The organism is Oryzihumus leptocrescens (assembly GCF_006716205.1).
In the GTDB taxonomy this organism is placed as follows: Bacteria; Actinomycetota; Actinomycetes; order Actinomycetales; family Dermatophilaceae; genus Oryzihumus; species Oryzihumus leptocrescens.
This window is the reverse complement of record NZ_VFOQ01000001.1, coordinates 3,060,207-3,084,111: the sequence shown is the minus strand read 5'-3', so window position 1 is coordinate 3,084,111 and position 23,905 is coordinate 3,060,207. Positions and strand designations below refer to the sequence as shown.

At 73.0% G+C, this 23,905-nt stretch carries 27 protein-coding genes; 19 read left to right on the top strand and 8 right to left on the bottom strand.

Going from position 1 to position 23,905, the window contains the following annotated elements:
- The first annotated feature begins 8 nt into the window (after positions 1 to 8).
- Genes FB474_RS14510 through FB474_RS14495 form a run of 4 tightly spaced genes read left to right on the top strand, consistent with a single transcriptional unit; the run spans position 9 to position 4,160 of the window.
- Positions 9 to 1,058 (top strand): ABC transporter ATP-binding protein, encoded by a 1,050-nt coding sequence (locus FB474_RS14510; RefSeq protein ID WP_141789292.1) that lies wholly within the window; start codon positions 9 to 11, stop codon positions 1,056 to 1,058.
- The gene (gene mshB / locus FB474_RS14505) at positions 1,058 to 1,960 is read left to right on the top strand and encodes an N-acetyl-1-D-myo-inositol-2-amino-2-deoxy-alpha-D-glucopyranoside deacetylase (protein WP_246092204.1); all 903 of its coding nucleotides are present in this window, start codon (positions 1,058 to 1,060) and stop codon (positions 1,958 to 1,960) included. The genes FB474_RS14510 and mshB overlap by 1 nt, the downstream gene beginning before the upstream one ends.
- Positions 1,957 to 2,460, top strand: a complete 504-nt coding sequence (locus tag FB474_RS14500) for a flavin reductase family protein (protein WP_246092203.1) — start codon at positions 1,957 to 1,959, stop codon at positions 2,458 to 2,460. The genes mshB and FB474_RS14500 overlap by 4 nt, the downstream gene beginning before the upstream one ends.
- A gap of 17 nt (positions 2,461 to 2,477) precedes the next feature.
- Positions 2,478 to 4,160 (top strand): VanW family protein, encoded by a 1,683-nt coding sequence (locus FB474_RS14495; RefSeq protein WP_141789291.1) that lies wholly within the window; start codon positions 2,478 to 2,480, stop codon positions 4,158 to 4,160.
- A gap of 10 nt (positions 4,161 to 4,170) precedes the next feature.
- On the opposite strand, the gene FB474_RS14490 is transcribed toward FB474_RS14495, so the two are convergent.
- Complete coding sequence (locus FB474_RS14490) at positions 4,171 to 5,157, bottom strand: GNAT family N-acetyltransferase (protein WP_141789290.1); 987 nt, start codon at positions 5,155 to 5,157, stop codon at positions 4,171 to 4,173.
- 106 nt (positions 5,158 to 5,263) lie between these two features.
- Here FB474_RS14490 and fdxA point away from each other — a divergent pair, with 106 nt between their 5' ends.
- The 3 genes from fdxA to FB474_RS14475 all read left to right on the top strand — a co-directional run bounded on the left by fdxA (position 5,264) and on the right by FB474_RS14475 (position 8,104).
- On the top strand, positions 5,264 to 5,590 hold the full coding sequence (gene fdxA, locus FB474_RS14485) for a ferredoxin (RefSeq protein WP_141789289.1): 327 nt from the start codon (positions 5,264 to 5,266) through the stop codon (positions 5,588 to 5,590).
- 12 nt (positions 5,591 to 5,602) lie between these two features.
- Positions 5,603 to 6,709 (top strand): succinyldiaminopimelate transaminase, encoded by a 1,107-nt coding sequence (gene dapC / locus FB474_RS14480; RefSeq protein ID WP_221632545.1) that lies wholly within the window; start codon positions 5,603 to 5,605, stop codon positions 6,707 to 6,709.
- A 99-nt stretch (positions 6,710 to 6,808) separates the two neighbouring features.
- Complete coding sequence (locus tag FB474_RS14475) at positions 6,809 to 8,104, top strand: citrate synthase (protein ID WP_141789287.1); 1,296 nt, start codon at positions 6,809 to 6,811, stop codon at positions 8,102 to 8,104.
- 120 nt (positions 8,105 to 8,224) lie between these two features.
- Here FB474_RS14475 and FB474_RS14470 read toward each other — a convergent pair whose 3' ends face one another.
- The 3 genes from FB474_RS14470 to dapD all read right to left on the bottom strand — a co-directional run bounded on the left by FB474_RS14470 (position 8,225) and on the right by dapD (position 11,242).
- Positions 8,225 to 9,349, bottom strand: coding sequence for an alpha/beta hydrolase (locus FB474_RS14470; protein ID WP_141789286.1), 1,125 nt, complete (start codon positions 9,347 to 9,349; stop codon positions 8,225 to 8,227).
- Between the two features lie 80 nt (positions 9,350 to 9,429).
- Positions 9,430 to 10,287: a hypothetical protein gene (locus FB474_RS14465; protein WP_141789285.1), complete on the bottom strand. Its 858-nt coding sequence runs from the start codon at positions 10,285 to 10,287 to the stop codon at positions 9,430 to 9,432.
- Between the two features lie 16 nt (positions 10,288 to 10,303).
- Positions 10,304 to 11,242 carry a 2,3,4,5-tetrahydropyridine-2,6-dicarboxylate N-succinyltransferase gene (gene dapD, locus FB474_RS14460; RefSeq protein ID WP_141789284.1) on the bottom strand — a complete coding sequence of 313 codons (939 nt, stop codon included), beginning with the start codon at positions 11,240 to 11,242 and terminating at the stop codon, positions 10,304 to 10,306.
- 60 nt (positions 11,243 to 11,302) lie between these two features.
- Here dapD and dapE point away from each other — a divergent pair, with 60 nt between their 5' ends.
- From dapE to FB474_RS14445, 3 genes are read left to right on the top strand one after another with little or no spacing between them, the layout of a single operon-like run.
- Positions 11,303 to 12,367 (top strand): succinyl-diaminopimelate desuccinylase, encoded by a 1,065-nt coding sequence (gene dapE / locus FB474_RS14455; protein ID WP_141789283.1) that lies wholly within the window; start codon positions 11,303 to 11,305, stop codon positions 12,365 to 12,367.
- 22 nt (positions 12,368 to 12,389) lie between these two features.
- The gene (locus tag FB474_RS14450; RefSeq protein ID WP_141789282.1) at positions 12,390 to 13,142 is read left to right on the top strand and encodes an LOG family protein; all 753 of its coding nucleotides are present in this window, start codon (positions 12,390 to 12,392) and stop codon (positions 13,140 to 13,142) included.
- Between the two features lie 54 nt (positions 13,143 to 13,196).
- The gene (locus FB474_RS14445; RefSeq protein WP_141789281.1) at positions 13,197 to 13,436 is read left to right on the top strand and encodes a hypothetical protein; all 240 of its coding nucleotides are present in this window, start codon (positions 13,197 to 13,199) and stop codon (positions 13,434 to 13,436) included.
- A 38-nt stretch (positions 13,437 to 13,474) separates the two neighbouring features.
- Here FB474_RS14445 and folP read toward each other — a convergent pair whose 3' ends face one another.
- The gene (gene folP / locus FB474_RS14440; RefSeq protein ID WP_141789280.1) at positions 13,475 to 14,365 is read right to left on the bottom strand and encodes a dihydropteroate synthase; all 891 of its coding nucleotides are present in this window, start codon (positions 14,363 to 14,365) and stop codon (positions 13,475 to 13,477) included.
- Positions 14,366 to 14,379: 14 nt separating this feature from the next.
- Between folP and FB474_RS14435 the strand changes: the two genes are divergently transcribed.
- The 5 genes from FB474_RS14435 to FB474_RS14415 are packed head-to-tail and all read left to right on the top strand — an operon-like array spanning position 14,380 to position 18,134.
- Entirely contained in the window at positions 14,380 to 14,673 is a 294-nt protein-coding gene (locus FB474_RS14435) for a DivIVA domain-containing protein (protein WP_246092202.1), read from the top strand.
- A 30-nt stretch (positions 14,674 to 14,703) separates the two neighbouring features.
- The gene (locus FB474_RS14430) at positions 14,704 to 15,168 is read left to right on the top strand and encodes an SRPBCC family protein (protein ID WP_141789279.1); all 465 of its coding nucleotides are present in this window, start codon (positions 14,704 to 14,706) and stop codon (positions 15,166 to 15,168) included.
- A complete protein-coding gene (locus tag FB474_RS14425; protein WP_141789278.1) occupies positions 15,158 to 15,739 on the top strand; it encodes a DNA-3-methyladenine glycosylase I in 582 nt (193 codons plus the stop codon). The genes FB474_RS14430 and FB474_RS14425 overlap by 11 nt, the downstream gene beginning before the upstream one ends.
- The gene (locus tag FB474_RS14420) at positions 15,736 to 16,917 is read left to right on the top strand and encodes a glycosyltransferase family protein (RefSeq protein ID WP_141789277.1); all 1,182 of its coding nucleotides are present in this window, start codon (positions 15,736 to 15,738) and stop codon (positions 16,915 to 16,917) included. The genes FB474_RS14425 and FB474_RS14420 overlap by 4 nt, the downstream gene beginning before the upstream one ends.
- Entirely contained in the window at positions 16,914 to 18,134 is a 1,221-nt protein-coding gene (locus FB474_RS14415; RefSeq protein ID WP_185746180.1) for a mannosyltransferase family protein, read from the top strand. The genes FB474_RS14420 and FB474_RS14415 overlap by 4 nt, the downstream gene beginning before the upstream one ends.
- A gap of 144 nt (positions 18,135 to 18,278) precedes the next feature.
- Here the strand turns inward: FB474_RS14415 and FB474_RS14410 are convergent, their stop codons facing one another.
- Together FB474_RS14410 and FB474_RS14405 are read right to left on the bottom strand one after the other, a co-directional pair.
- Positions 18,279 to 19,106 carry an enoyl-CoA hydratase/isomerase family protein gene (locus FB474_RS14410; protein ID WP_141789275.1) on the bottom strand — a complete coding sequence of 276 codons (828 nt, stop codon included), beginning with the start codon at positions 19,104 to 19,106 and terminating at the stop codon, positions 18,279 to 18,281.
- An 8-nt stretch (positions 19,107 to 19,114) separates the two neighbouring features.
- Complete coding sequence (locus FB474_RS14405) at positions 19,115 to 19,912, bottom strand: PaaX family transcriptional regulator (protein WP_141789274.1); 798 nt, start codon at positions 19,910 to 19,912, stop codon at positions 19,115 to 19,117.
- 146 nt (positions 19,913 to 20,058) lie between these two features.
- Here FB474_RS14405 and FB474_RS14400 point away from each other — a divergent pair, with 146 nt between their 5' ends.
- The 4 genes from FB474_RS14400 (at position 20,059) to FB474_RS14385 (ending at position 23,185) form a co-directional block, all read left to right on the top strand.
- Positions 20,059 to 20,232 carry a DUF3117 domain-containing protein gene (locus tag FB474_RS14400; RefSeq protein WP_141789273.1) on the top strand — a complete coding sequence of 58 codons (174 nt, stop codon included), beginning with the start codon at positions 20,059 to 20,061 and terminating at the stop codon, positions 20,230 to 20,232.
- Between the two features lie 98 nt (positions 20,233 to 20,330).
- The gene (locus tag FB474_RS14395; protein WP_141789272.1) at positions 20,331 to 21,842 is read left to right on the top strand and encodes a leucyl aminopeptidase family protein; all 1,512 of its coding nucleotides are present in this window, start codon (positions 20,331 to 20,333) and stop codon (positions 21,840 to 21,842) included.
- Positions 21,839 to 22,195 (top strand): hypothetical protein, encoded by a 357-nt coding sequence (locus FB474_RS14390; protein WP_141789271.1) that lies wholly within the window; start codon positions 21,839 to 21,841, stop codon positions 22,193 to 22,195. The genes FB474_RS14395 and FB474_RS14390 overlap by 4 nt, the downstream gene beginning before the upstream one ends.
- A 39-nt stretch (positions 22,196 to 22,234) precedes the next feature.
- Positions 22,235 to 23,185, top strand: a complete 951-nt coding sequence (locus FB474_RS14385; protein WP_141789270.1) for a phosphotransferase family protein — start codon at positions 22,235 to 22,237, stop codon at positions 23,183 to 23,185.
- Positions 23,186 to 23,200: 15 nt separating this feature from the next.
- Here the strand turns inward: FB474_RS14385 and FB474_RS14380 are convergent, their stop codons facing one another.
- Entirely contained in the window at positions 23,201 to 23,833 is a 633-nt protein-coding gene (locus FB474_RS14380) for an O-methyltransferase (protein ID WP_141789269.1), read from the bottom strand.
- Positions 23,834 to 23,905: the final 72 nt, after the last annotated feature.

Sequence of the window (23,905 nt, the reverse complement as noted above, 5' to 3'; positions counted from 1 at the left end):
CCATACACGTGACCACCGAGCCCCTGGCCACGCCCACCGAGGCACCGGCCGAGCCGACACGTTCCCAGGGTGAGCCGCTCCTGCGGCTCACCGAAATGCAGAAGTACTTCCCGCAGTACAAGCGGGCCCTGATCCGCCGCCCGGACGCCCCGGTGCGCGCCGTCGACGGCATCTCCCTGGAGCTGCGCGCCGGTGAGACCGTCGGGCTCGTCGGCGAGTCCGGCTGTGGCAAGTCCACCGCCGGCCGCACGATGCTGCGCCTGCTCGACCCCACGGGCGGCAAGATCGAGTTCGAGGGCGAGGACATCACCTCGGTCACCGGCGACCACCTCCGCCGGCTGCGCCGCGAGATGCAGATGGTCTTCCAGGACCCCTACGGCTCGCTGAACCCGCGCCAGACGATCGGCTCGATCATCGCCGCGCCGTTCGACATCCAGCGCATCAAGCCCGAGGGCGGCACCCGCAAGGCGGTGCAGGGCCTGATGGAGCGCGTCGGCCTGAACCCCGAGCACTACAACCGCTACCCGCACGAGTTCTCCGGTGGCCAGCGTCAGCGCATCGGCGTGGCCCGGGCGATCGCCCTGGAGCCGAAGCTGGTCGTCTGTGACGAGCCGGTGTCCGCGCTGGACGTGTCGATCCAGGCGCAGGTCATCAACCTGCTCGAGGACATCCAGAACGAGCAGGGCCTGGCCTACGTCTTCGTCGCCCACGACCTGTCCGTGGTCCGCCACATCTCCGACCGTGTCGTGGTGATGTACCTCGGCAAGCTCATGGAGGAGGCCGACCGCGACACGCTCTACGAGCGCCCGCTGCACCCCTACACGCACGCGCTGCTGTCGGCCGTGCCGGTGCCCGACCCGGAGCGGGAGTCCGGTCGCGAGCGGATCCTGCTCAAGGGTGACCTGCCCAGCCCGCAGAACCCGCCGTCGGGCTGCGTGTTCCGCACGCGGTGCCCCAAGGCGCAGGAGCGGTGCGCCGCCGAGGTCCCGGTGCCGGTCGAGATCTCCCCGGGTCACCGCGTCGCCTGCCACTTCCCCGAGGAGCGATCGGTCGTCTAGTGCCCGATGCCTCCCCCCGGCGCCGCCTGCTGTTCGTCCATGCCCATCCGGACGACGAGACCCTCACCACCGGTCTGACGATGGCGCACTACGTGGACGCCGGGCACGACGTCCACGTGCTCACCTGCACCCTGGGTGAGGAGGGGGAGGTCATCCCGCCGCAGCTGCGGCACCTCGCCGCTGACCGGGAGGACCGGCTCGGGCCGTGGCGCCGCGAGGAGCTGCGCCGGGCCATGGACCGCCTCGGCGTGACCCACAGCGTGCTGGGAGAGGACCCCGACTCCGGGGTCCTCTCCCGCTACCGCGACTCCGGTATGGCGGGCACGCCCAGTGCCGCGCACCCCGACGCCTTCGCGGGGGCTGACCTCGCGCACGCAGCGGGGCTGCTGGCCGCCTACCTCCGCGCGCTCGAGCCCGACGTGGTGGTCACCTACGACGAGCACGGGGGCTATGGCCACCCGGACCACATCCAGACCCACCGGGTCACCCTGGAGGCCCTCGCCGCGCTGGGCGCGCAGGCGCCGGCGGCCTACTGCATCGTCACCCCGCAGGCGTGGGCCGTGCAGGACCGCGCCTGGCTGGCCGGCCACGTCGGCCCGGCCGACCCGCCGCTGCACGTGCCGGCACCGGGGGAGGGCTACCCGCCCTCGGTCGTGCCCGATGACGTGCCGAGCCACGTGGTCGAGGCACCGCAGCTGGTCCCCGTCCAGGCTGCGGCCCTGGCCGAGCACGCCACCCAGGTGCGCGTGTTCGACGGCTACTACGCCCTGTCCAACGACATCGCCGCGCGGCTGTCCGGGCGTGAGGCGTTCGTCCGGGTCGACCCGTGCACCGGGCGCCCGGTCGCGGCGGCCGGTGCCGCCCGGCATACCGGTCTGCTCGCGCACGAGGGGGAGCGATGAGTGCCCAGGAGTCGCTGCCCGACGTCGGCCTGTTCCGGCGGGCCATGGGGCGCTTCGCCACCGGGGTGACCGTCGTGAGCACCCTGGCCGGCGGGCACGACCACGCCATGACCGCCAACGCCGTGACGTCCGTGTCCCTGGACCCGATGCTGCTGCTGGTGTGCGTCGAGCGCGACGCCCGCTTCCACGACGCCGTCATCGAGGCCGGCGTGTGGGGTGTCAGCGTCCTCGACGCCGGCGCCCGGGCCACCGCCGACTGGCTCGCGACCCGGGGTCGGCCGCTGCACGGGCAGCTGGACCGCGTGGCCCACCACCGGGGAGAGCGCACCGGAGTGGCGCTGCTCGACGGGGCACTGGCCTCGTTCGAGTGCAGGACCACCGCCGTCCACCCCGGCGGCGACCACAGCATCGTGGTCGGCGAGGTCGTCTCCGTCGTGGCGCACGACCATGCGGGCGACGCGCTGCTGTACTACCGCGGACGCTACGAGACGCTGGCCTGACGGGACAGGGGGCAGGGGTGAGGGAGCAGGAGGGGGCAGGCCGGGCCGCACTGCGGTCGGGGGTTGCGCTGGGTGTCCTCGCGGCCGTCTACCTGGGGTTGGCGGTGTTCCTCGGCCGGCACGTGCCCGCCGGGACGACGGTCGACGGCGTGCCGGTGGGCGGGATGACCCCGTCCCAGGCTGCGGTCACCCTCAAGCACGCCCTGGCCACCAAGGCCTCGATGCCGGTGCACCTGCAGGTTGGTGACGAGGTCCACGACCTCGACCCCAGCGCCGCCGGGCTGTCGCTGGACGTCGACGCCACCCTGGCCGACCTCACCGGGTTCAGCCTCGACCCGCGCGACATCTGGCAGCACCTCACCGGCAACAGCGCCGAGCCGCTGCGCATCCAGACCGACCGGGCCAAGCTCAAGGACGCCCTGACGGACCTTTCGCGCGGTGTCGACCAGCCGGTCAACGAGGGCTCGATCTCCTTCGCCGGCGGCAAGGTCAGCACCGTGATGTCGGTGCAGGGCCGCGCCCTCAACGTCGACGAGACCGCGCGGGCCGTGCAACGGGCCTGGCCGCGCCAGGCGGTCATCCGCGCGGTGGTGGACGTGGTCCAGCCCAGGCTCGGGCCGGCCCAGCTCGCCGACGTGGTGCGCACCTTCGCCACCCCGGCCCTGTCCGCGCCGGTGACCGTCAAGGCCGGCGCCCGGACGGTCACGCTCTCGCCGGCGCAGTTCTCGGCCGCGCTCGGAGTGCGGGCCGCGGACAACGGCCAGCTCAGCCCCGCCGTCGACGGCGCCAAGGTCCTGGCGGCGCTGCGCGCGGCCGACCCGAAGGTCGAGCAGGCGCCCGTCGACGCCTCGGTGGCCATCCGGGCCGGTCGGCCGGTCGTGGTGCCCGCCGTGCCCGGCCGCCGCATCGACCCTGCGGTGCTCGGCCCGGCGTTCCTCCGGGCCCTGACCGCTCCAGTCCGCACCGCCGTGGTCGCCACGTCCAGCGCGGCGCCGAAGGTCAGCACCGAGGCGGTCAAGGCCCTCGGCATCACGAGCCGCATCTCCACCTTCACCACGCAGTTCCCGTTCAACCCTCCGCGGACCACCAACATCACGGTGGCGGCCCGAACCCTCGACGGGACCATCGTGCGCAGCGGTGAGACGTTCAGCCTCAACGGCCTGCTCGGCCAGCGCACCCCCGCCAAGGGCTACCAGCAGGCACCGGTCATCAACGGTGGGCGGCTGGAGAAGGACTACGGTGGCGGCGTCAGCCAGGTGTCCACGACGCTGTTCAACGCGGTCTTCTTCAGCGGCGCCAAGATCCTCGAGCACACCCCGCACTCCTTCTACATCGCCCGCTACCCCGAGGGGCGCGAGGCGACGGTCTCCTGGCCCGGGGTGGACAACAGGTGGCAGAACGACACCGGCCACGCCATCTACATCCAGACCCAGGTCACCAGCAGCTCGGTCACGGTGTCCTTCTACGGCACCAAGGTCTGGGACGTCGAGGCGGTCAAGGGGCCCCGGCGCAACGTCAAGCAGCCCCGGACCATCGTCGACGACAAGCCCGGCTGCGTGCCGCAGAGCCCCACGCCCGGCTTCGACGTGACCGTGACCCGGGTGTTCAAGCGGGGTGGGGCCACGGTGCGGACCTCGCAGTTCAGCACCCACTACATCCCCGAGGACGACGTGCGCTGCACCCACCCCCAGGCGGGGTGACGTCCGGGCCTCAGCGGTCGAGGTAGGAGTAGCCGTGGTGCGGCGAGAAGCCGAGCGAGGAGTACAGCCCGACGGCCGGCTCGTTGGCGTGCAGCGTCTGCAGGTAGAGCGAGCGGGTGCCGCGGGCCACCGCCCGGGCCGCCAGCGCACCGGTGAGGGCGCGCGCCAGCCCCTGGCCGCGGTGTTCCGGGCCCACCCACACGCCGTACAGCCCGGCCCAGCCTCCGGCCACGAGACCGAGACGGGCCACGGCCACGACCTGGCCCCCGGTCGCGGCAGACGCGAACAGCTGCCCCGGTGAGCCGGTCAGCACGGACTCCGTCGCGCCGGGGACCACCTCGCGCTGGCGGGCGTAGGCGTCCAGCCAGCGTGGGGTCAGCGCCTCGGTGACCTCGACGTCAGCTGCCCCGTCCCCCGCGTCCGCCACGACCTGCGCCGCGGCGGTCATCACCACCGAGCGGTTGGTCTCGTGGTAGCCCCGGTCCAGCAGCAGGGCCCCGAGCCGATCCTCGCCCACGGCGAAGCCGACCGGCCCGGCGACTAGGAAGCGGGGCGGGAGCCCGCGCGCGGCGTACCAGTCCTCGGCCCGGGCCACGGCATCTGGCAGCGGCAGCCCGGGGTCGCCGAGGGGGAGCACCGAGTTGGCCCGACCGGTGAAGCCGCCGGCGGCGCGCAGGACCCAGTCGCCCAGGCGGGCCCGCTCCGCCGGGGCCCAGCCCTCGACCATGACCCGCTGCAGGTCCTCCACCGACAGCGCCAGGTGGGGTGCGCCGCGGCGGGACGGCCGGGGCGGCACGACCTTGGCGGCGACCACCCGGGAGCGCTCGATGGTCACCGGCCCCTGACGCGTGTCCACCACCAGGGAACGCGTGTCGACGGACACCAGCGTGCCCACGGCGTCGGTCAGCGACGGGCCGCCGGCGGGTTCGGCGAGCCGTGAGCGCACCACCACGCGAGCGCCGACGGGCAGCCCCTCGACGGGGTCGGGAGCGGTCATCGGCAGGGGCTTTCGTGTCGCAGCATGGACCCGCGTACTGCGGGAGGTGAGGACTCGGCATACTAGGCCGCGTAGCCAGCCACGTGCGCAGGAGGACCGACCCACCATGACCTACGTCATCGCCCAGCCTTGTGTGGACCTCAAGGACAAGGCCTGCATCGAAGAGTGCCCGGTCGACTGCATCTACGAAGGCGAGCGCTCGCTCTACATCCACCCGGACGAGTGCGTCGACTGCGGCGCCTGCGAGCCGGTGTGCCCCGTGGAGGCCATCTACTACGAGGACGACGTGCCCGAGCAGTGGAAGGACTACTACAAGGCCAACGTCGAGTTCTTCGACGACCTGGGCAGCCCCGGTGGCGCGGCCAAGCTCGGCGTCATCGCCAAGGACCACCCGCTGATCGCGGCGCTGCCTCCCCAGGAGCACGACGAGTAGGACTGCCGGCTGATGCAGCTGCCTGACTTCCCCTGGGACTCGCTCGCTCCGTTCAAGGAGCGGGCGAGTGCCCATGTCGGGGGCCTGGTCGACCTGTCGGTTGGCACCCCCGTGGACCCCACCCCGGAGGTGGTCCAGCGCGCCCTGTGCGCCGCCGCGGACGCCCCGGGCTACCCGCAGACGTGGGGCACCGCCCCCCTGCGCGAGGCCGTCGCCGGGTGGTTCGCACGGCGCCGCGGCGTGCCGGACCTCGACCCCGACGGCGTACTGCCGACGGTGGGCAGCAAGGAGCTCGTCGCGTGGCTGCCGACGCTCCTGGGCCTGGGCGCCGGCGACGTGGTCGCCTTCCCGGAGGTGGCCTACCCGACGTATGACGTGGGCGCGCGGATCGCGGGCGCCTCGCCGCTGCCGATGCGCAGCCTGACCGGCCTGGGGCCGCTGACCACCGCCGGGACCCCCAAGCTGCTGTGGGTCAACAGCCCGAGCAACCCCACCGGCCAGGTCCTCGGCGTCGAGCACCTGAAGAAGCTCGTCGACTGGGCCCGTGAGCACGGTGTCGTGGTCGCCAGTGACGAGTGCTACGCCGAGCTCGACTGGCGCGAGGGGGCCGGCCCGGGGTCGGTGCCCAGCATCCTGGACCCACGGGTCACCGGCGGCAGCCACGAGGGCCTGCTCGCGGTCTACTCGCTGTCCAAGCAGAGCAACCTGGCCGGCTACCGCGCCGCCTTCGTGGCCGGCGACGTGACCCTGGTGCGCGCCCTGCTGGAGGTGCGCAAGCACGCCGGGATGATCGTGCCCTGGCCGGTGCAGCAGGCCGTGCTCGCGGCGCTGACCGACGACGAACACGTGGCCGCCCAGAAGGAGCGCTACCGCCTGCGCCGGGACCGGCTGCGGGCGGCGCTGGAGGGCTTCGGGCTGCGGGTCGACCACTCCGAGGCCGGCCTGTACCTGTGGAGCACGCGAGGCCAGGACTGCTGGGAAACCGTTGCGGCGCTTGCGGATCGGGGCATCCTCGTCGCGCCGGGCAGCTTCTACGGCAGCGCCGGCGCCCAGCACGTGCGGGTGGCGCTCACGGCCACCGACGAGCGCATCGACGCGGCCGTCGCCCGCCTGGGCTGAGCCGGGGGCCGTTTACCCGCCGGTAGGCCCGCTGGGGTACCGTCGTTGCCGACTGTGTGCCCCGGCAACGAGGCCGGGCGATGAGGAGGACGGGACTTCATGACGACGGACGCAACGGGGGCGGTACTCCGCGCGGGCGACAAGGAGCTCGCCTTCCCACTGGTCCAGGCCACCGAGGGCAACGACGCCTACGACATCTCCAAGCTGATGAAGGAGACGGGCAACGTCACCCTCGACTCGGGGTTCGTCAACACGGCCTCCTGCCGGTCGGCGATCACCTACATCGACGGCGACGCCGGCATCCTGCGCTACCGGGGCTACCCGATCGAGCAGCTCGCCGAGAAGTCGACCTTCGTCGAGACCTCGTTCCTGCTGATCTACGGTCACCTGCCCTCCGCGGCCGAGCTGGAGGACTTCACCTCCCGCATCCGCCGGCACACGCTGCTGCACGAGGACCTCAAGCGCTTCTTCGAGGGCTTCCCGCGTGACGCCCACCCGATGCCGGTGCTGTCCTCGGCCGTCTCGGCGCTGTCCACGTTCTACCAGGACAGCCTCAACCCGTTCGACCCCGAGCAGGTCGAGATCTCCACGGTCCGCCTGCTGGCCAAGCTGCCGACCATCGCGGCCTACGCCTACAAGAAGTCGGTCGGCCAGCCGTTCCTGTACCCCGACAACTCCCTGTCGCTGGTCGAGAACTACCTGCGGATGACCTTCGGCTTCCCGGCCGAGCCCTACGACCTCGACCCGGTCATGGTCAAGGCGCTCGACCAGCTGCTGATCCTGCACGCCGACCACGAGCAGAACTGCTCCACTTCCACGGTGCGCCTGGTCGGCTCCTCGCACGCCAACCTCTTCGCGTCGGTCTCCGCCGGCATCAACGCCCTGTTCGGCCCGTTGCACGGCGGCGCCAACCAGGCCGTGCTGGAGATGCTGGAGCAGATCCGCGACAACGGCGGCAACGTCGACGAGTTCGTGCGCAAGGTCAAGAACAAGGAAGACGGCGTGAAGCTCATGGGCTTCGGGCACCGCGTCTACAAGAACTACGACCCGCGCGCGGCGATCATCAAGAAGACCGCGGACGAGATCCTCGAGAAGCTCGGCAAGCGCGACGAGCTGCTCGACATCGCGATGAAGCTCGAGCAGGTGGCGCTGGAGGACGACTACTTCGTCTCCCGCAAGCTCTACCCCAACGTCGACTTCTACACCGGCCTCATCTACAAGGCCATGGGCTTCCCGACCCGCATGTTCACCGTGCTGTTCGCGCTGGGCCGTCTGCCCGGCTGGATCGCCCAGTGGCGCGAGATGATCGAGGACCCCGAGACCAAGATCGGCCGTCCGCGCCAGCTCTACATCGGCGAGACCGCGCGCGACTACGTCGCGATGACGCAGCGCTGACCCGGCCACACGGCATACCGGCGAAGCCCCACCTCCCGCTGCGGGAGGTGGGGCTTCGCGCGTCCCGGTCGGTATGCCGGGTGCGCGCCTGCGTGCGGGGCGCGCGCAGCGGTCCGCGGGTCAGGTCGCGGTGAGGAACACGCTGGACCAGCGCTGTACCTGGGGCAGGATGAGCCGCCAGGCATCCACGGTGTGCCCCAGATCGGGCACGAGGTAGAGCTGCACGCCGGTGCTGCGGGCCGCCGCCACGAACGCCCGGCTGCCGTCGAAGGACTGGGGATCGGTCGAGGAGCTCGCGACGAGGACGTGCGGGGACACGAGCCGGTGGTGCTCGGCCAGCCACAGCGGTGAGCTGTCGTGGGCCAGCTCCGGGTCGCGCCGCAGGACCGAGGCGAGGGTGCCGGTGGTGCCGTCCAGCTCGGGCCCGAAGAAGCCCTCGACGGCGACCGCAGAGCCGAACTGGTGGGCGTCAAGCAGCTGCAGCTTGACGGCGCAGTACCCCCCGAGGGACCAGCCCGACGCGTCCCACGCGCGCGCCGAGGCGCTGACCCGGAACGTGGCTTCCACCCAGGCCGGCACGTCATGCGCCAGCCACGTGAACGCCTTCACGCCGTGTGGGTTGTCGATGCACTCCGTGTCCTGGGGCCACGCGACGTTGTCCTCGGGGAACACGGCGATGAACGGCGGCACCGCGCCCGAGGAGACCTCCGGGCCGAAGACCGAGCCGATGGCCAGGTCATGGACCATGCGGTCCACGTGCGAGTACGCGCCGGCCATCATCATCTCGACCGGGAACCTGTGGTGGCGCCAGCGGGGGGAGTCGTAGCCCGGCGGCAGCCACACGGCCACCCGACCGGTGACGTGGGAGGACGCGCCGGTCACGAGGAAGTGGCGTACGGTGCCGGCCGCCGCGCCCCGGGGCAGGCGATCGCTCCGGAGCGAAGCGGGGTGGAATGACAGGCCCGCGGCCGTGCGCCCGCCGTGTGGCCCGGCCGGCAGTGGCGCCGGGGGAGCCATGGTCACCTGGCCCATCAGGCTTCCCCAGGTGGGGTAGAACCCGTACACCCGGTTCACGCCCACCCCGACCGTCGCCACGGCGAGGAGCTGTGCCGCCACGATGCCGACCACCATGGCCGGGGCCCGCCACGGCGCGGACAGGTGCCGCCAGGACCAGACGAGGAGCAGCGGGGCGGCCGCGGTCAGCGCGATGAGCACCGTCAGGAGGGTCGCCGAGGTCAACCCCACGACGCGCCTCCTTCGACCGGCAGAACAGCACCACCACAGTGCCGCAGGCGGCTGGGAGCCGCCTGAACGCCGCGTGCCGCTCAGTGCCGGGTGATGACGACCGTGGTGGCCGGCGCGGGCTGGCGGGCCCGGGACCACGTCCAGGCCTGCGTGTCGCGGTCGCGGGTCCAGGTGCGGTCGCCGACGGTGACGCTGGTGAAGCCGTCGGCCTCGGCGTGGGAGACCGCCCAGGAGGCGAGCGCCCAGGCCTGCTGGGCCGTCGTGGCGCGCACGGTCAGGAGCTTGCCCTGTGCCGTGGGCTTGACCGCGAACTCCCGGGCCAGCGCGGTCATCACGCTCGCGGCCGGGCGGGCCGTCGTCGCCGCGTCGAGCCGGCAGCCCAGGCCGCCGGGGGAGTGGCCCGCCAAGGTGGAGGCCAGCACGCGCCCCTCCCGCTCGTGGTCGGCGTAGGCCTCGGGGAAGGCGCTCTTCTGCACCCGCTGGGCGACCTTGGTGATCTCCATGTCCTGGTAGCCGGGCACCTTGACCAGCTCGTCGTAGAACCGGTTGGAGGCGTAGACGGGGTCGAGGATCTGCTCCTCGGTGCCCCAGCCCTGCGAGGGGCGCTGCTGGAACAGCCCCAGCGAGTCGCGGTCACCGAAGCGGATGTTGCGCAGCTTGGACTCCTGGATCGCGGTGGCCAGCGCGATCGTCGCGGCCCGTGCGGGCAGACCGCGCCGCACGGCCACCGCGGTGATGGTCGCCGCGTTGGCCATCTGCTCGGGGGTGAACGTCACCTCCTGCCCGGAGGCCACTGCCCGGCAGCTCGGGCCACCGAAGTTCTTCACGACGCCCTGCACCCCGAGGTAGCCGCCGATGCCGACGGCCACCACCAGCACCAGGAGGATGCTGCGACCGATCCAGCGGCGGCGACGACGGTGTGGTCGCACGGTGACCATCGGTGGGGTCAGCTCCTCAGGTGTTGGCGTGCAGCGCGCTGTTCAGCGTGATGCCCTGGCCGGTGCGGGAACGGGCCTCGACGGCGCCGGTGACCGAGTTGCGGATGAACAGCAGGCCAGGGGTGCCGGAGAGCTCCCTGGCCTTGACCACGCGGCCGTCCTCGAGGGTCACCTTGGTGCCGGCGGTGACGTAGAGGCCGGCCTCGACGACGCAGTCGTCGCCCAGGGCGATCCCGATGCCGGCGTTGGCGCCGAGCAGGCAGCGCTCACCGATGCTGACCCGCTCGGTGCCGCCACCGGAGAGGGTGCCCATGATCGAGGCGCCGGCGCCGACGTCGGAGCCGTCTCCGACCACGACGCCCTGCACGATGCGGCCCTCGACCATGGAGGTGCCCAGGGTGCCGGCGTTGAAGTTGCAGAAGCCCTCGTGCATGACGGTGGTGCCCTCGGCCAGGTGGGCGCCCAGGCGCACGCGGTCGGCGTCGGCGATCCGCACGCCGCCGGGGACGACGTAGTCGGTCATCCGGGGGAACTTGTCCACGCCGAACACCTGCACCGGGCCCTGCTCGCGCAGCCGCAGGCGGGTGCGCTCGAAGCCCTCCACCGGGCAGGGGCCGTAGTTGGTCCACACGACGTTGGACAGGGCACCGAAGATGCCGTCGAGGTTGATCGTGTTCGGCTGGACCAGGCGGTGGGAGAGCAGGTGCAGGCGCAGGTAGGCGTCGGAGGCGTCCTTCGGGGCCTCGTCGAGGTCGATGACGACGTGCACGAGGCGCAGGGTCACCCCGCGGCGGGGGTCCTCCTTGGCCAGCGCGGCCAGCTCGGGCGGGGCGCCGTAGGGGGCGTTGGTCTCGGCGGCCCCCAGCGCGGGGCTCGGGAACCAGGTGTCCAGCACCTTTCCCTCGCTCGTGACGGTGGCCAGTCCCCAGCCCCAGGCGGTGCGCGTGTCGGTCATGGCGCACAGCCTAGAAGAGGCCACGGGGGAGGTGGCCACCCGCCGGATACGCTGCGGTGCATGAGCCGCCTGGACCTGAGCACCCACGTCGTCAGCCTCACCGCCGCCCTGTGCGACCTGGAGTCGGTGAGCGGCAACGAAGAGGTGCTCGCCGACGCGGTCGAGGAGGCGCTGGGCGCGCTGCCGCACCTGAGCGTCACGCGCGACGGCAACACGGTCATCGCCCGCACCGACCTGGGGCGTCCGGAGCGGGTCGTCCTCGCCGGCCACCTCGACACCGTGCCGCTGACCACGCCGCCGAACCTGCCGACGCGGCGTGAGGGCGACGAGCTCGTCGGGCGCGGGACCGTCGACATGAAGGGCGGGGTCGCGGTGCAGCTGCGCATCGCCGCCGCCGTGGCCGAGCCCAGCCGCGACGTCACGTTCGTGTTCTACGACTGCGAGGAGGTCGAGAGCGAGCGCAACGGTCTGGCCCGCGTCGGCCGCAACCGCCCCGAGCTGCTCGAGGCCGACTTCGCGGTGCTGCTCGAGCCCACCGACGGTGGCATCGAGGGCGGGTGCAAGGGCACCATCCGGGTCGAGGTGACCGCCCGGGGCAAGGCCGCCCACTCCGCCCGCCCGTGGAACGGCGTCAACGCCATCCACGAGGCGCACGCCATCCTGGGCCGGCTGACGGCCTACGAGGCGCAGACCGTCGAGGTGGACGGGCTGGACTACCACGAGGCGCTCAACGCGGTCGGTATCCGCGGCGGCATCGCCGGCAACGTCATCCCCGACGAGTGCGTGGTCGTCGTCAACTACCGCTTCGCGCCGAGCATGACCAGCGCCGAGGCGGAGGAGCACCTGCGCGAGCTGTTCGAGGGCTATGACGTGCGGGTCACCGACACTGCCGACGGCGCGCGCCCGGGCCTGCAGCTGCCGGCTGCCAAGGCCTTCGTCGACGCCCTCGCCGTGCCCGTGACGGCCAAGGAGGGTTGGACCGACGTCGCGCGGTTCTCCGCCCTCGGCATCCCGGCGGTCAACTTCGGCCCGGGCGACCCCAACCTGGCCCACCACGACGACGAGCGGGTGCCGGTGCAGCAGCTGGTCGACGCCGAGGCGGCCCTGCTGCGCTGGCTGGCGTGAGCGGCTCCCGTAGGTTGACCGTGTGAGCGAGAACCTCGAGTACCACACCGGTCCGGTCACCCTCCGGGGCAGCCAGGTCCCGCCGACCACGACCGACCAGCGCCTGCTGGACAGCCGTGGACCCGTCGACTGGCTGCACGCCGACCCGTGGCGGGTCATGCGCATCCAGAGCGAGTTCGTCGAGGGCTTCGGCGCCCTGGCCGAGCTCGGCCCGGCGGTGAGCGTGTTCGGTTCGGCGCGCACCCGGCCCGACGACCCGGCATACGCCCTCGGGGTGAAGGTGGGCCGCAAGCTCGTCGAGGCGGGCTACGCGGTCATCACCGGCGGCGGCCCCGGCGCCATGGAGGCGGCCAACAAGGGCGCCCTGGAGGCCGGTGGCACCAGCGTGGGGCTGGGCATCGAGCTGCCGTTCGAGCAGGGGCTCAACCGCTACGTCGACCTCGGCGTCAACTTCCGCTACTTCTTCGCCCGCAAGACGATGTTCGTCAAGTACGCGCAGGGGTTCATCGTCCTGCCCGGCGGGTTCGGCACCCTCGACGAGCTGTTCGAGGCACTCACCCTGGTGCAGACCCGCAAGGTGACCTCGTTCCCGCTGGTGCTCATGGGCCGGGACTACTGGGGCGGCCTGCTGGACTGGCTGCGGGGCACCGCCGGCGCCGCGGGCACGATCAACCTGCAGGACATCGACCTGCTGCGCCTGACCGACGACGCCGACGAGGCGGTCGACATCATCCTGCGCGCCGAGAACGGCCACGTCCCGCAGCGCCCCGAGTAGCGCATCCGCCGGAAGCAGTAGCGCGCCCGCTCACCCGTCCCGCATAGTGAGCACGTGACCATGGTCTCCCCGCTGCCGCGCCGCGGCAGCACCATCGCCGGGCGTGACGCCGCCGGGCGCCGGCTGCGGATCTCCTCCCACCCGGACGCCGGTCGCGTGGTGCTCTCGATCTGGCAGGACGAGATCTGCCGGGCCACCCTGCGCCTGGCCGAGGAGGACGTGCCCGAGCTGGTCCGCATGCTCACCGGCACCCTGGTCGACCAGCACGTCGTCGAGGACGACCGCACCGCCTGACCTCGCCACGGCGGGTCAGGCCTGCGCCCCACGGCCCGTCAGGCCAGGGCCCGCCGGGCCAGTGCCGGCACCCCCGAGCGCAGCCCCGCCACCATGTCCAGCACCTGCCGGGTCGCCGCGACGTCGTGCGCCCGGACGAGCCGCACGCCCTCCCAGGCCGCCACGGCCGTCGTCGTCAGCGTCCCGGTCACCCGGTCGGACTTCTTGCCGTCCAGGCCCAGCGTCTCGGCGATGAACTTCTTGTTGGACACCGCCAGCAGCACCGGCCAGCCGGTCTCCACGAGCGTCGCGACGCCGCCGGTGAGCCGCAGCGAGTGGTAGCTGTTCTTGCCGAAGTCCTGCGCCGCGTCGATGAGCAGGCCGTCCTCGCGCACGCCGGCCTGCACGGCTCGCTCGGCCTGGTCGAGCAGGTCGGCCACAGCCTGCCCGAGCACGTCGGTGTAGCGCACCCGGTGCGGGTCGGTCCGCGGTGGGTGGCCGCCGGTGTGCGCGCAGATGTATGCCGCGCCCCACTGGGCCGCGACCGAGGTCAGCTCCGGGTCGTGCCCGGCCCACGCGTCGTTGACGATGTCCGCGCCCGCCGCGCACGAGGCGTCGGCGACCGAGGCCCGCCACGTGTCCACGCTGATGATCAGGTCCGGGTAGCGCTCCCGCACCGCGCGCAGGAACGGCACGACCCGGCGCTCCTCCTCGGCGGCGCTGACCTCGGGTCCCGGCCCGGCCCGCACCCCGCCGAGGTCGACCGCGTCGGCCCCGTCGTGGACCGCCCGGTCGACCGCGTCCAGGGCCACGTCGTCGTCGAGGAACATGCCCTGGTCGTAGAAGGAGTCGGGGGTGCGGTTGATGATCGCCATCAGTCCGGTCTCGCCCGGGGCGAAGACGCGGCCACGCAGACGCAGGTCACGACCGGGGGGCACATGGTGGGGCATGGCACGATCATCCCGTGATCGTGTTCTTTCTGCTCGTGGTGGTCCTGCTCATCGGGTTGACCGCGGCCGTGGTAACCGGCCGGATCGGCGGCGTGATGGCCGACCCGGTGTCCACGTCGCCGTTCGAGGGGCTGGCGCCGGGCCGCCTCGCCGCGCAGGACGTCACGGGGCTGCGCTTCGACCTCGGGCTGCGCGGCTACCGTATGGACCAGGTTGACGCCGTGCTCGACCGGCTCGCCGACGAGCTCGCGGCGCGCGACGAGGAGCTGGCCGCGCTGCGTGCCCCTCGCGCGGCGACCGAGGGCTGACCACCAACCGCGAGCAGACACGGGCAGGGCATGGGAACGTTCGAGATCACGCGGTCGGTGCACGCCGACCCGGCCACGCTGTGGCGGGTGGTGACCGACTGGGCGGGCTACGCCGACTGGATGCCGCTCACCCGGATGCAGCTCGACGACGGGCCGACCCGGGTGGGCTACGGCTTCGCCGGCGTCTCGGGCGTCGGCCCCCTGTCCTTCGCCGACTCGATGGTGGTCACCCACTGGCAGCCTCCGACGGAGGCCGCGGCGGGGGAGTTCCGGGTGCGCAAGACCGGCCGCGTCCTCGCCGGCTGGGCCGCGGTCACCGTCGCGCCCGGGCCCGACGGCGCCTCGCTGCGCTGGGTCGAGGACATCACGGTGCGACCTCGCCCGGTCGGCCGGCTGCTGGCCCCGGTGGCGGACCGCGTCAACCGGGCCATGTTCGGTCGGGCCGTCGACGCCATGGTCGCCCGCGCCGAGAAGGAGGCCGGCGGTGAGCGGTGACGGCGCCGTCGTCGGTGCGGATGGGCTGGCCCGCTGCGGGTGGGCCGGGAGCACCCCCGACTACACGGCATACCACGACACGGAGTGGGGCGTGCCGGTCCACGGTGAGACCGCCCTGTTCGAGCGGCTCACCCTCGAGGCGTTCCAGTCCGGGCTGTCCTGGCTGACGATCCTGCGCAAGCGCGAGGCGTTCCGGGCCGCGTTCGCCGGGTTCGACGCCGAGGCGGTCGCCGGTTTCGGGGACGCCGACGTCGCCCGGCTCATGGCCGACACCGGCATCGTGCGCAACCGGCTCAAGGTCAACGCCGCACTCACCAACGCCCGCGCCGTGGTGGCCCTGCGCGAGCGGGGCGGGCTCGACGAGGTGGTCTGGTCGCACGCCCCCGAGCGGCACCAGCGGCCGCGGACCATGGCCGAGGTGCCGGCCACGTCGCCGGAGTCGGTGGCGCTGGCGAAGGCGCTCAAGCGCCACGGCTTCGTCTTCGTCGGGCCCACGACGATGTATGCCGCGATGCAGGCCTGCGGGCTGGTCGACGACCACGTCCGCGGCTGCCACCGGGGCGGGGCATGAGGCGCCTGCGCCAGCGCCCCTTCCTCGCCGTCGTCATCGGGGTCTACCTGCTGTGCCGCGTGTTCTCGACGGTGGTCATCGCGGTGGTCGCGCACTACCAGGCGCCGGTGAGCTGGACCGGGCCGCACCCCGACTACTTCTCGATGACCGTGCTCTGGGACGGCAGCTGGTACCGGCACATCGCCGAGGTCGGCTACCCGGACCGGCTGCCGGTCATCAACGGCGACATCCAGCAGAACGACTGGGCGTTCTACCCCGCCTTCCCGATGATCGCCCGGTGCCTGATGTGGGTGAGCGGGCTTGGCTTCCGGGTGGTGGCCTCGACCTTGTCCCTGGTGTGCGGCACCGGGGCGGCCGGGCTCATGGGCGTGCTGCTGCGCGACCGGGTCGGCCGCCGGGCGGCGATCGCCGGCGTGGCGGTGTTCGCCGCCTTCCTGTCCGCGCCCGTCCTGCAGCTGGCCTACACCGAGAGCCTGGCGATGCTGCTGCTGTGCGGCTACCTGCTCGCCATCGGCCGGGAGCGCTGGTTGACCGCGACCTCCCTGGCCCTGGCCATCGGGCTGACCCGGCCCATTGCTGCGCCGCTGGCCGTGGTGACGCTCGTGGCGGTGTGGCTGCGCTGGCGCCGTCGGGCCGAGGAGCCGGTCCGGATCGGTGAGGCGGCCACCGCGCTGTCCGCGCTCGCCGGCTGCGGGGTGGCTGGGCTGATGTGGCCGGCCATCGCCGGCTGGGCGACCGGCGACCCCACGGCCTACACCGACACCATGGCGACGTGGCGCTCCGGGGGCGAGATCGTCCCGGTGAAGCCGTGGTGGGACATGGCGCACTACCTCGCCGGCGACACGTGGGGCCCGATCTGGCTGACGTTCATCGGGGTGCTCCTGCTCGCGATGATGCTGGGGCCCTGGGCTCGCGCGCTGGGGCCGGAGCTGCGGGTGTGGACCCTGTCCTACGCCGCCTACCTGGTGCTGGTCCTCGACCCGTGGACGAGCATCTACCGCTACCTGCTCCCGATGTTCCCGCTGGCCGTCGTCGCGGTGGGTGGCGGCTGGACCGACCGCCGGGAGCGCCTGCTGCCCTGGCGCGCCGGTCTGCTGGTCGTCCTCGGCCTGGCCGGTGAGGTCTGGTGGGTCTGGGAGCTGCTGCGGTTCGTGCCTCCGACGGACTTCCCGCCGTGATCCGGTCGCTGCGTGACCGGCTGCTCGCGAAGCCGACGTGGGTGGTGCTGCTGTGGGCCTGGGCCGTCAGCCGGGTCGTCACGGCCCTGGTCGTCCAGGCCACCGCGATGTGGGTGCAGGAGCCGGCGGGGGTGCACTCCTCGCACCCGGGCTACCTCGACATGGTGCCCATCTGGGACGGCACGTGGTACCGCGAGGTGGTCGCCCACGGCTACCCGCTGCCCCTGCCGCTGGACGCGTTCAGCGGCCAGGTGACCTTCAGCGCGTGGGCGTTCTACCCCGGCTTCCCGCTGCTGGTGCGTCTGTTGACCGCCGTGGGGATCCCGTTCACCGGGGCTGCGCTGGTCGTCAACCTCGCCGCCGGCGCGGCTGCGGTCCTCCTGATGTGGCACGTGCTGCAGGACGGCGCGACGACGGTCCTGGCCCGGCGCATGGCCCTCCTGGCCACGATGCTGTGGTGCCTGTACCCGGCCACGGCCGTGCTGCAGGTGGCCTACACCGAGGCGCTCGCCGTGGTGCTGCTGCTGGCCTTCTTCTTCCTGCTGCTGCGCCGGCGCTACCTCTGGGCGTCCGTGGCGGTGCTGGCGCTGGGCTTCACCCGGGCGGTGGCACCCCCGGTCGGCCTGGTCGTGGCGCTGCACCTCTTCCTGCGGTGGCGCCGGGAGGGCCGGGCGTTCCTGCCCGGTCAGCGGGTCAGCGCCGCGGTGCTGCTGGTCTCCACAGCCGTCTCGGCGGTGGCGTGGCCGCTCATGGTCGGGGTGGCCACCGGGCGGATGAGTGCGTTCTTCGAGGTGCAGGCGGCGTGGGGCCAGCGTCCCGACAAGGGCCCTTTCGTGGCCTGGCTGACGTGGGCGTGGGACCACATGGGCGTGGCGGGTGTGCTCCTGCTCATCGGCATCGTCGCGTCGTACCTGTCGCTGGTCCTGGGCCGCCACGGCCGGTGGCTGGCGCCGGAGGTGCGCGCGTGGGCCGTGGTCTACCCGCTGTACCTGCTCGCCGTGGTGCGGCCGATCACGAGCATGTGGCGCTTCCTGATCCTGGACTTCCCGCTCGCCGCGATCGTGGTGAGCATGACCGTGCGCGGCGCCGACGGCGGCCACGTGCTCGACACCTGGCCCCGGCGCCTGGGCCTGGTGACCCTCGCGCTGCTCCTGGGCGTGGTGGTGTGGACGGTGACCCTGCTGACCTACACCCCGTGGGCCGACAGCCCACCCTGACCCGTCGTCAGCTCCCACCGAACACCGCGAATCCGTCGTCTCGAGGCCCTGACGGGCCCGAAACGACGGATTTCGCGTGTTCGGTCGTGGGGTGGGGCGGCCGCCGTCGTGGGGCGGACAGGCGTCGGTCGTGGGGAGGCGCCCTCAGCGGCCGTGGAAGACGGGCTTCTCCTTGGCGAGGAACGCCGCCACCGCGGCCTGGTGGTCCTCGCTCTGGCCGGTCAGCGTCATCAGCTCGCTCTCGTGTGCCAGCGAGGAGGTCAGGTCGTGCCCGGCGGAGTAGGCCACGGCGCGCCGGATCGAGCCGTACGCCAGGGTCGGGCCGTCGGCGAGGGTGCGTGCCAGCTCGGCCACCACACCGGGCAGCTCCTCGGCGCTGACGACCTTGGTCACCAGCCCGAGCTGGAGCGCCTCGCCGGCCGGCACCGTCCGGGGGAGCAGGAGCAGCTCCTTGGCCTTCGCGGTCCCGACGAGGCGAGGCAGCGACCACGACGACCCGGAGTCGCAGGACAGGGCGATCCCGGCGAAGGCGAGGTTGAAGCCGCCACCGTCGACGATGACCCGCAGGTCGGCAGCGAACGCGAACGCCGCGCCGGCACCGGCCGCCACCCCGTTGATCGCGGCGATGACCGGCTTGTTCATCGTCGCGATGAGCTCGGTGATCGGGTTGTAGTGCCGGGGCACCGTCTCCCACAGCGCCGCGTCCTTCGACTGCAGCAGGGAGATGTGCTCGCGCAGGTCCTGGCCCACGCAGAAGGCCCGGCCGGTGCCGGTCAGGACCACGCAGCGCACTTCGGGGTCGTCGGCGACCCGCTGCAGGGTCGCGAGCAGGAGGTCCTTGGTGGCGATGTCGAGCGCATTCATGGCGCCCGCGCGGTTGAGGGTGACGGTGGCGACGCCATCCGAGACGTCCAGCAGCACCGGGGCGTCCGAGTCCGGGTGCGGTGCGGCGGGCGACGGGGTCTCGGACATGGTGCGGGTCAGCTCCTCGGCTTGGGGTCGGGTGCGAGGCAACTGTCCACGAATTCGCGGGCCAGCGGGAGTAGCGCGCTGGCGGTTGTGTCGAACAACACGGCCGCTTCGTGCCCCGGCCAGTCGGCCGGCAGCACCTGTGCCGGCAGGCCGGGGTCCCGGAACAGGAACTTGCGCCACTCGTGGACCAGCAGCGTCCGGGCGGCGAAGGCCGCCTCCGGGCCCTGGTCCGCGGGCCGGTCCGCCTGCACGGTGCGGGCCTGGGCGACGAACTCCCGGTATGCCGCGGCGAGACCCTGCAGGTCCCACAGCGACTCCGCGAGCTCGGCCCCCTCGGCGGCGTACCGCGCGCTGAACGCCCGCGCCTGCAGGCCCTCGGCGGCCAGGGTCCCGGCCAGCTCGGCGTTCTCCCGTGGGGCGATCCACGTGTCCGGGGCCATCCGGGCGTAGCCGAGGTAGCTCAGCGCCGCAGTCACCCGGCCGCGGCGGGCGCGCTCGCTGGCGTGGTCGACGACGACCACGTGCCAGCAGCCGTCCCAGGACTCGTCGCGGGTGCGGTAGATCCGGGCGTGCGCCTCGGCGAGGCGCGCCCGGGCCCGCGGCGTCGCGGCATACCCGCGCTGTCCCTGCCGCTCGACCGGCTCCAGCCACCCCTCGCGCACCATGCGTGACACGGCCGTCCGGACCGCCGGCGGGGCCACGTCCACGGCGCCGAGCAGGCGCACGATCCCGGCGATCGGCGCCCAGCCGTCGCGGTCGCGCAGGTGGTCGCCGTAGAGGTCGAACAGCGCGGAACGGGCATGCACGCGGCACAGTCTGTCTCAAACGGATTTCGCCTTGCGGGACCTTGACGCGATAATGGTCACAAGAGTGTGTGCATTCGTGGGGGAAGCCCCGGCGTGGACGAGGCGCACAAGAGGATTTCCACGCAACCCGAGGAAGGGGTTCACCCATGGCGGCGATGAAGCCGAGGACCGGAGACGGCCCGCTCGAGGTCACCAAGGAGGGGCGCGGCATCGTGCTTCGCATGCCCCTCGAGGGTGGCGGTCGCCTGGTTGTCGAGATGACCCCTGACGAGGCCGCGGCCCTCGGCGAGGCCATCAAGGGCTGCGAGGGTGTCGGCTGAGCCCGACCACTGACTGAGGAACCCCCGTCCGGTGCCACCGGGCGGGGGTTTCGTCACGCCCGGAGACCCCGGCTGGGGCACTGGGTAGGCTCGCGGCCGTGCCGGACCTGCTGACCCCCGCCCTGCCCGAGATCGACGTGCGCCCCGGGGCACTGACCGACGTGCTGGTCGACGTCGAGGACGCCGACCTCGTGCTGGCCCTGCCGGTCGGCCCGGATGCCCCGGTGCCCACGGCCGGTCCGGTGGCCGCGGCCCTCTCGGCGCTGGGTCAGGACCCTGCGGCGCTGACCGCAGCCTGGGAGCCGTCGACCAAGGCCGGCAGCGTCACCACCATCCCGCTCGTGCCCGGCGAGCGAGGGGTGCGCACCCTGCTCCTGGTCGGCACCGGGGCCGGCACGCCCCAGGACCTGCGCGCTGCCGGCGCCGCCGTCGGTCGCGCGGTCAAGGCCCGCTCGCACCTGGTCACCACGCTCGGTTCCGGTGCCGGGGTCGGCGCGGCATCAGCGGTCGTGGAGGGCCTGGTCCTCGGCGGCTACTCCACGCCGCGGTGGGGAGCCACCGAGGCGACCGCGCCGGTGCGGTCGCTCACCTTCGCCGGCCGGTATGACGAGCGCGTCCTCACGCGGTCCGCGCTGCGGTGCCGGGCCACCATGCTGGCGCGCAACCTCGCCGTCACGCCCTCCAACATCAAGAACCCCGCCTGGATGGCCGCCCAGGCCCGCACCCTCGGGCGCCGTCATGGGCTCGAGGTCTCGGTCCGGAACGACGCAGACCTGCGCCGTGAGGGCTTCGGTGGCCTGCTCGCGGTCGGGGGCGGCAGCGACAGCCCGCCGCGCCTCGTCGAGCTCGCCTGGACCCCCGAGGGCGCAGGCGACGACACCCCGCACGTCGTCCTCGTCGGCAAGGGCATCACCTTCGACACCGGCGGCCTCGACATCAAGCCCGCCGAGGCGATGCTGGCCATGAAGACCGACATGTCCGGCTCGGCCATCGTGCTGGCCGTGCTGGCCGCCTGCCGCGACCTGGAGGTGCCGGTGCGGGTCACCGGCCTGCTCGCGCTGGCCGAGAACGCCGTCAGCGGCTCCAGCTACCGCCCCGGTGACGTCATCACCCAGTACGGCGGCCGGCGCGTGGAGATCGGCAACACCGACGCCGAGGGCCGGCTGGTCATGGCCGACGCCCTGGCCTACGCCGATGCCGAGCTCGACCCCGACGTGCTGGTCGACATCGCCACGCTGACCGGTGCCGCGACCCTGGCGCTGGGCCGGGGGATGGCCCCGGTCTACGCCACGGACGAGCGGCTGGGGCGGGCGCTGCAGGCGGCCGCGACCGCGACGGGGGAGGCCCTGTGGCCGTTCCCGCTGGTGGAGGACTACCGTGCCGCCATCGACTCCGAGCTCGCCGACGTCAACCACATCGCGTCCGGCAAGGTCGGGGGCGGCTCGATCACCGCGGCGCTGTTCCTGCGCGAGTTCGTCGGGGGGCGTCGCTGGGCGCACCTCGACATCGCCGGGGCCGGTCGCAGCGACAAGGACAGCGGCCACCTCACCCGGGGGGCCACCGGCTTCGGTGCACGGCTGCTGCTGACCTACCTGGAGGGTGTGCGATGAGTGCGGGTTACGGGCTGAGCGTCCGCTGGTCGCTGGCGGACGCGCCGGAGGGCGTCGAGGCCGCGCTGCGGGAGTACGTCGTCGGCGAGTCGATGGGCAAGTTCGCCCGGCGCGAGGGGCTGTCGTTCAAGACCTGGCGGATGCGCGAGGGCGAGTGGTTCGAGGGCACCTACGTGTGGGCGACCCGGGCGGCACGTGACAGCTTTGCCCAGACCTTCGCGGCCGAGGCGGCCACGTCGCCGGGCAGCAAGATCATCGGATCGGCGCCCGAGCTCATCGAGCCCTTCGAGGTCGTCGCCATCGCCGAGGGCCCGTCCGGGTTCAGCTACGGGGCCGGTCCCGGCGAGATGTGAGCCGCCGCCGTCCACGTGACGGCGCGTGAGGGGGGAGTCTTGACGGGGCACAGTCACCTGCGCGCCGTCGGCGTGCGGATCGACTACGACGCGGTGCCCGCGCGCGTCCGGGACTGGGTGGAGCAGGAGCTCGGTGCGCCGGTGGTCCAGGCCGTGACGCAGCGCGGTGGCATGTCCCCGGGATGCGCGGTGCGGGTGCGCCTGGCCGACGGCCGGCGCGCCTTCGTCAAGGCGGTCGGGCTCGAGCTCAACGCCGACACCGCCGGGCTGCACCGGCACGAGGCGATGGTGCTGGCTGCCCTGCCCGACGTGTCCTGGCGGCCCCGCCTGCTGGCCACCTACGACGACGGCGACTGGGTCGCGCTGGTCCTCGAGGACGTCGAGGGGGTCCACCCGGACTGGCGTGACGACGGTCAGGTGGGTGCTGTTCTGGCGCAGGTGGAGGCCCAGGCCGTGGAGCTGTCGCCCAGCCCGGTGGAGCAATCGGCCGTCCCCACGCTGCTCAAGAACCTCGCACAGTGGGCCGAGGTGCTCGACGGTGACCACTCCGCGCCGAGGGATGTCCTGCCGGCGTGGTTCCGGGACAACCGGGACCTGGTCGCCAGCCACCTGGAGGCGCTGTCGGTGTCGCTGCATGGCACGACGCTGTGCCAATGGGACATCCGCAGTGACAACATCCTGATCCGACCCGACGGCAGTGTGGTCCTGATCGACTGGGGCATCTCGCGACTCGGCCCCGTGTGGGCCGACACCGTCGTCTTCGCGCTGGAGTGGGCGGAGACGCCCCGGTTCGACCAGATCGTCTCGGCCTCACCGTTGCTGGCCGCGGCCGACGACGACCCGGCCTCCGGGCTCCTGCTGGGGAAGGGCGGATTCCTCACCGTGGCCGGCACGTGGGACGCCCCGCCCGGGCTGCCCACCCTCCCGGCGTTCCGGTCCCGGGAGGGCCGTCGCCTCCTCGAGGGGGCGCGCCGACGGCTCGGTCTCTGAGCCTGCGGTCGGTCGTCAGCGCTTGACGGCCGCGAGGACCCCGTCGCCCACCGGCAGCAGGGTGGGGATGAGCTCGTCGTTGTCGCGCAGCTGCTTGCCGAGGTCGCGCAGGGTCGTGGTGACCGCGTCCCGGGCCGCCGGGTCGGCGACCCGGTCGTGCCAGAGCATGTTGTCGATGGCCAGGACACCGCCGGAGCGCAGCAGGCGCACCGCCTGCTCGACGTACTGCGGGTACTCGGACTTGTCGCCGTCCACGACAACCATGTCGTAGGCACCGTCGGTGAGCCGGGGGAGCACGTCCAGGGCCCGACCGGTGATGACCCGCGTGCGCTGCGGGGCGATCCCGGCCGCGGCGTAGGCCTCGCGGGCGGCGCGCTGGTGCTCGGCCTCGACGTCGATGGTGGTCAGGACGCCGTCGGACGGCATGCCCTCCATCAGCCAGAGACCGGAGACGCCGGCGCCGGTGCCGATCTCGACGACGGCCTTGGCCGACGCGGTGGCGGCGAGCAGGCGCAGGGTCGCCCCGGCGCCGGGAAGCACGGGCACGCAGCCGAGCGACTCGCCGCGCATGCGGGCCCGCTCGATGACGTCGCTCTCGGCGACGAACTCCTCCGAATAGGCCCAGCTCGCCGGCTTCTGCGCACTCATGCGGGCAACCCTACTGCCGACACCCGCCCCGGCTGCCCCAGCCGCCCCGCTGACCCCAGCACGGCGGAGGTG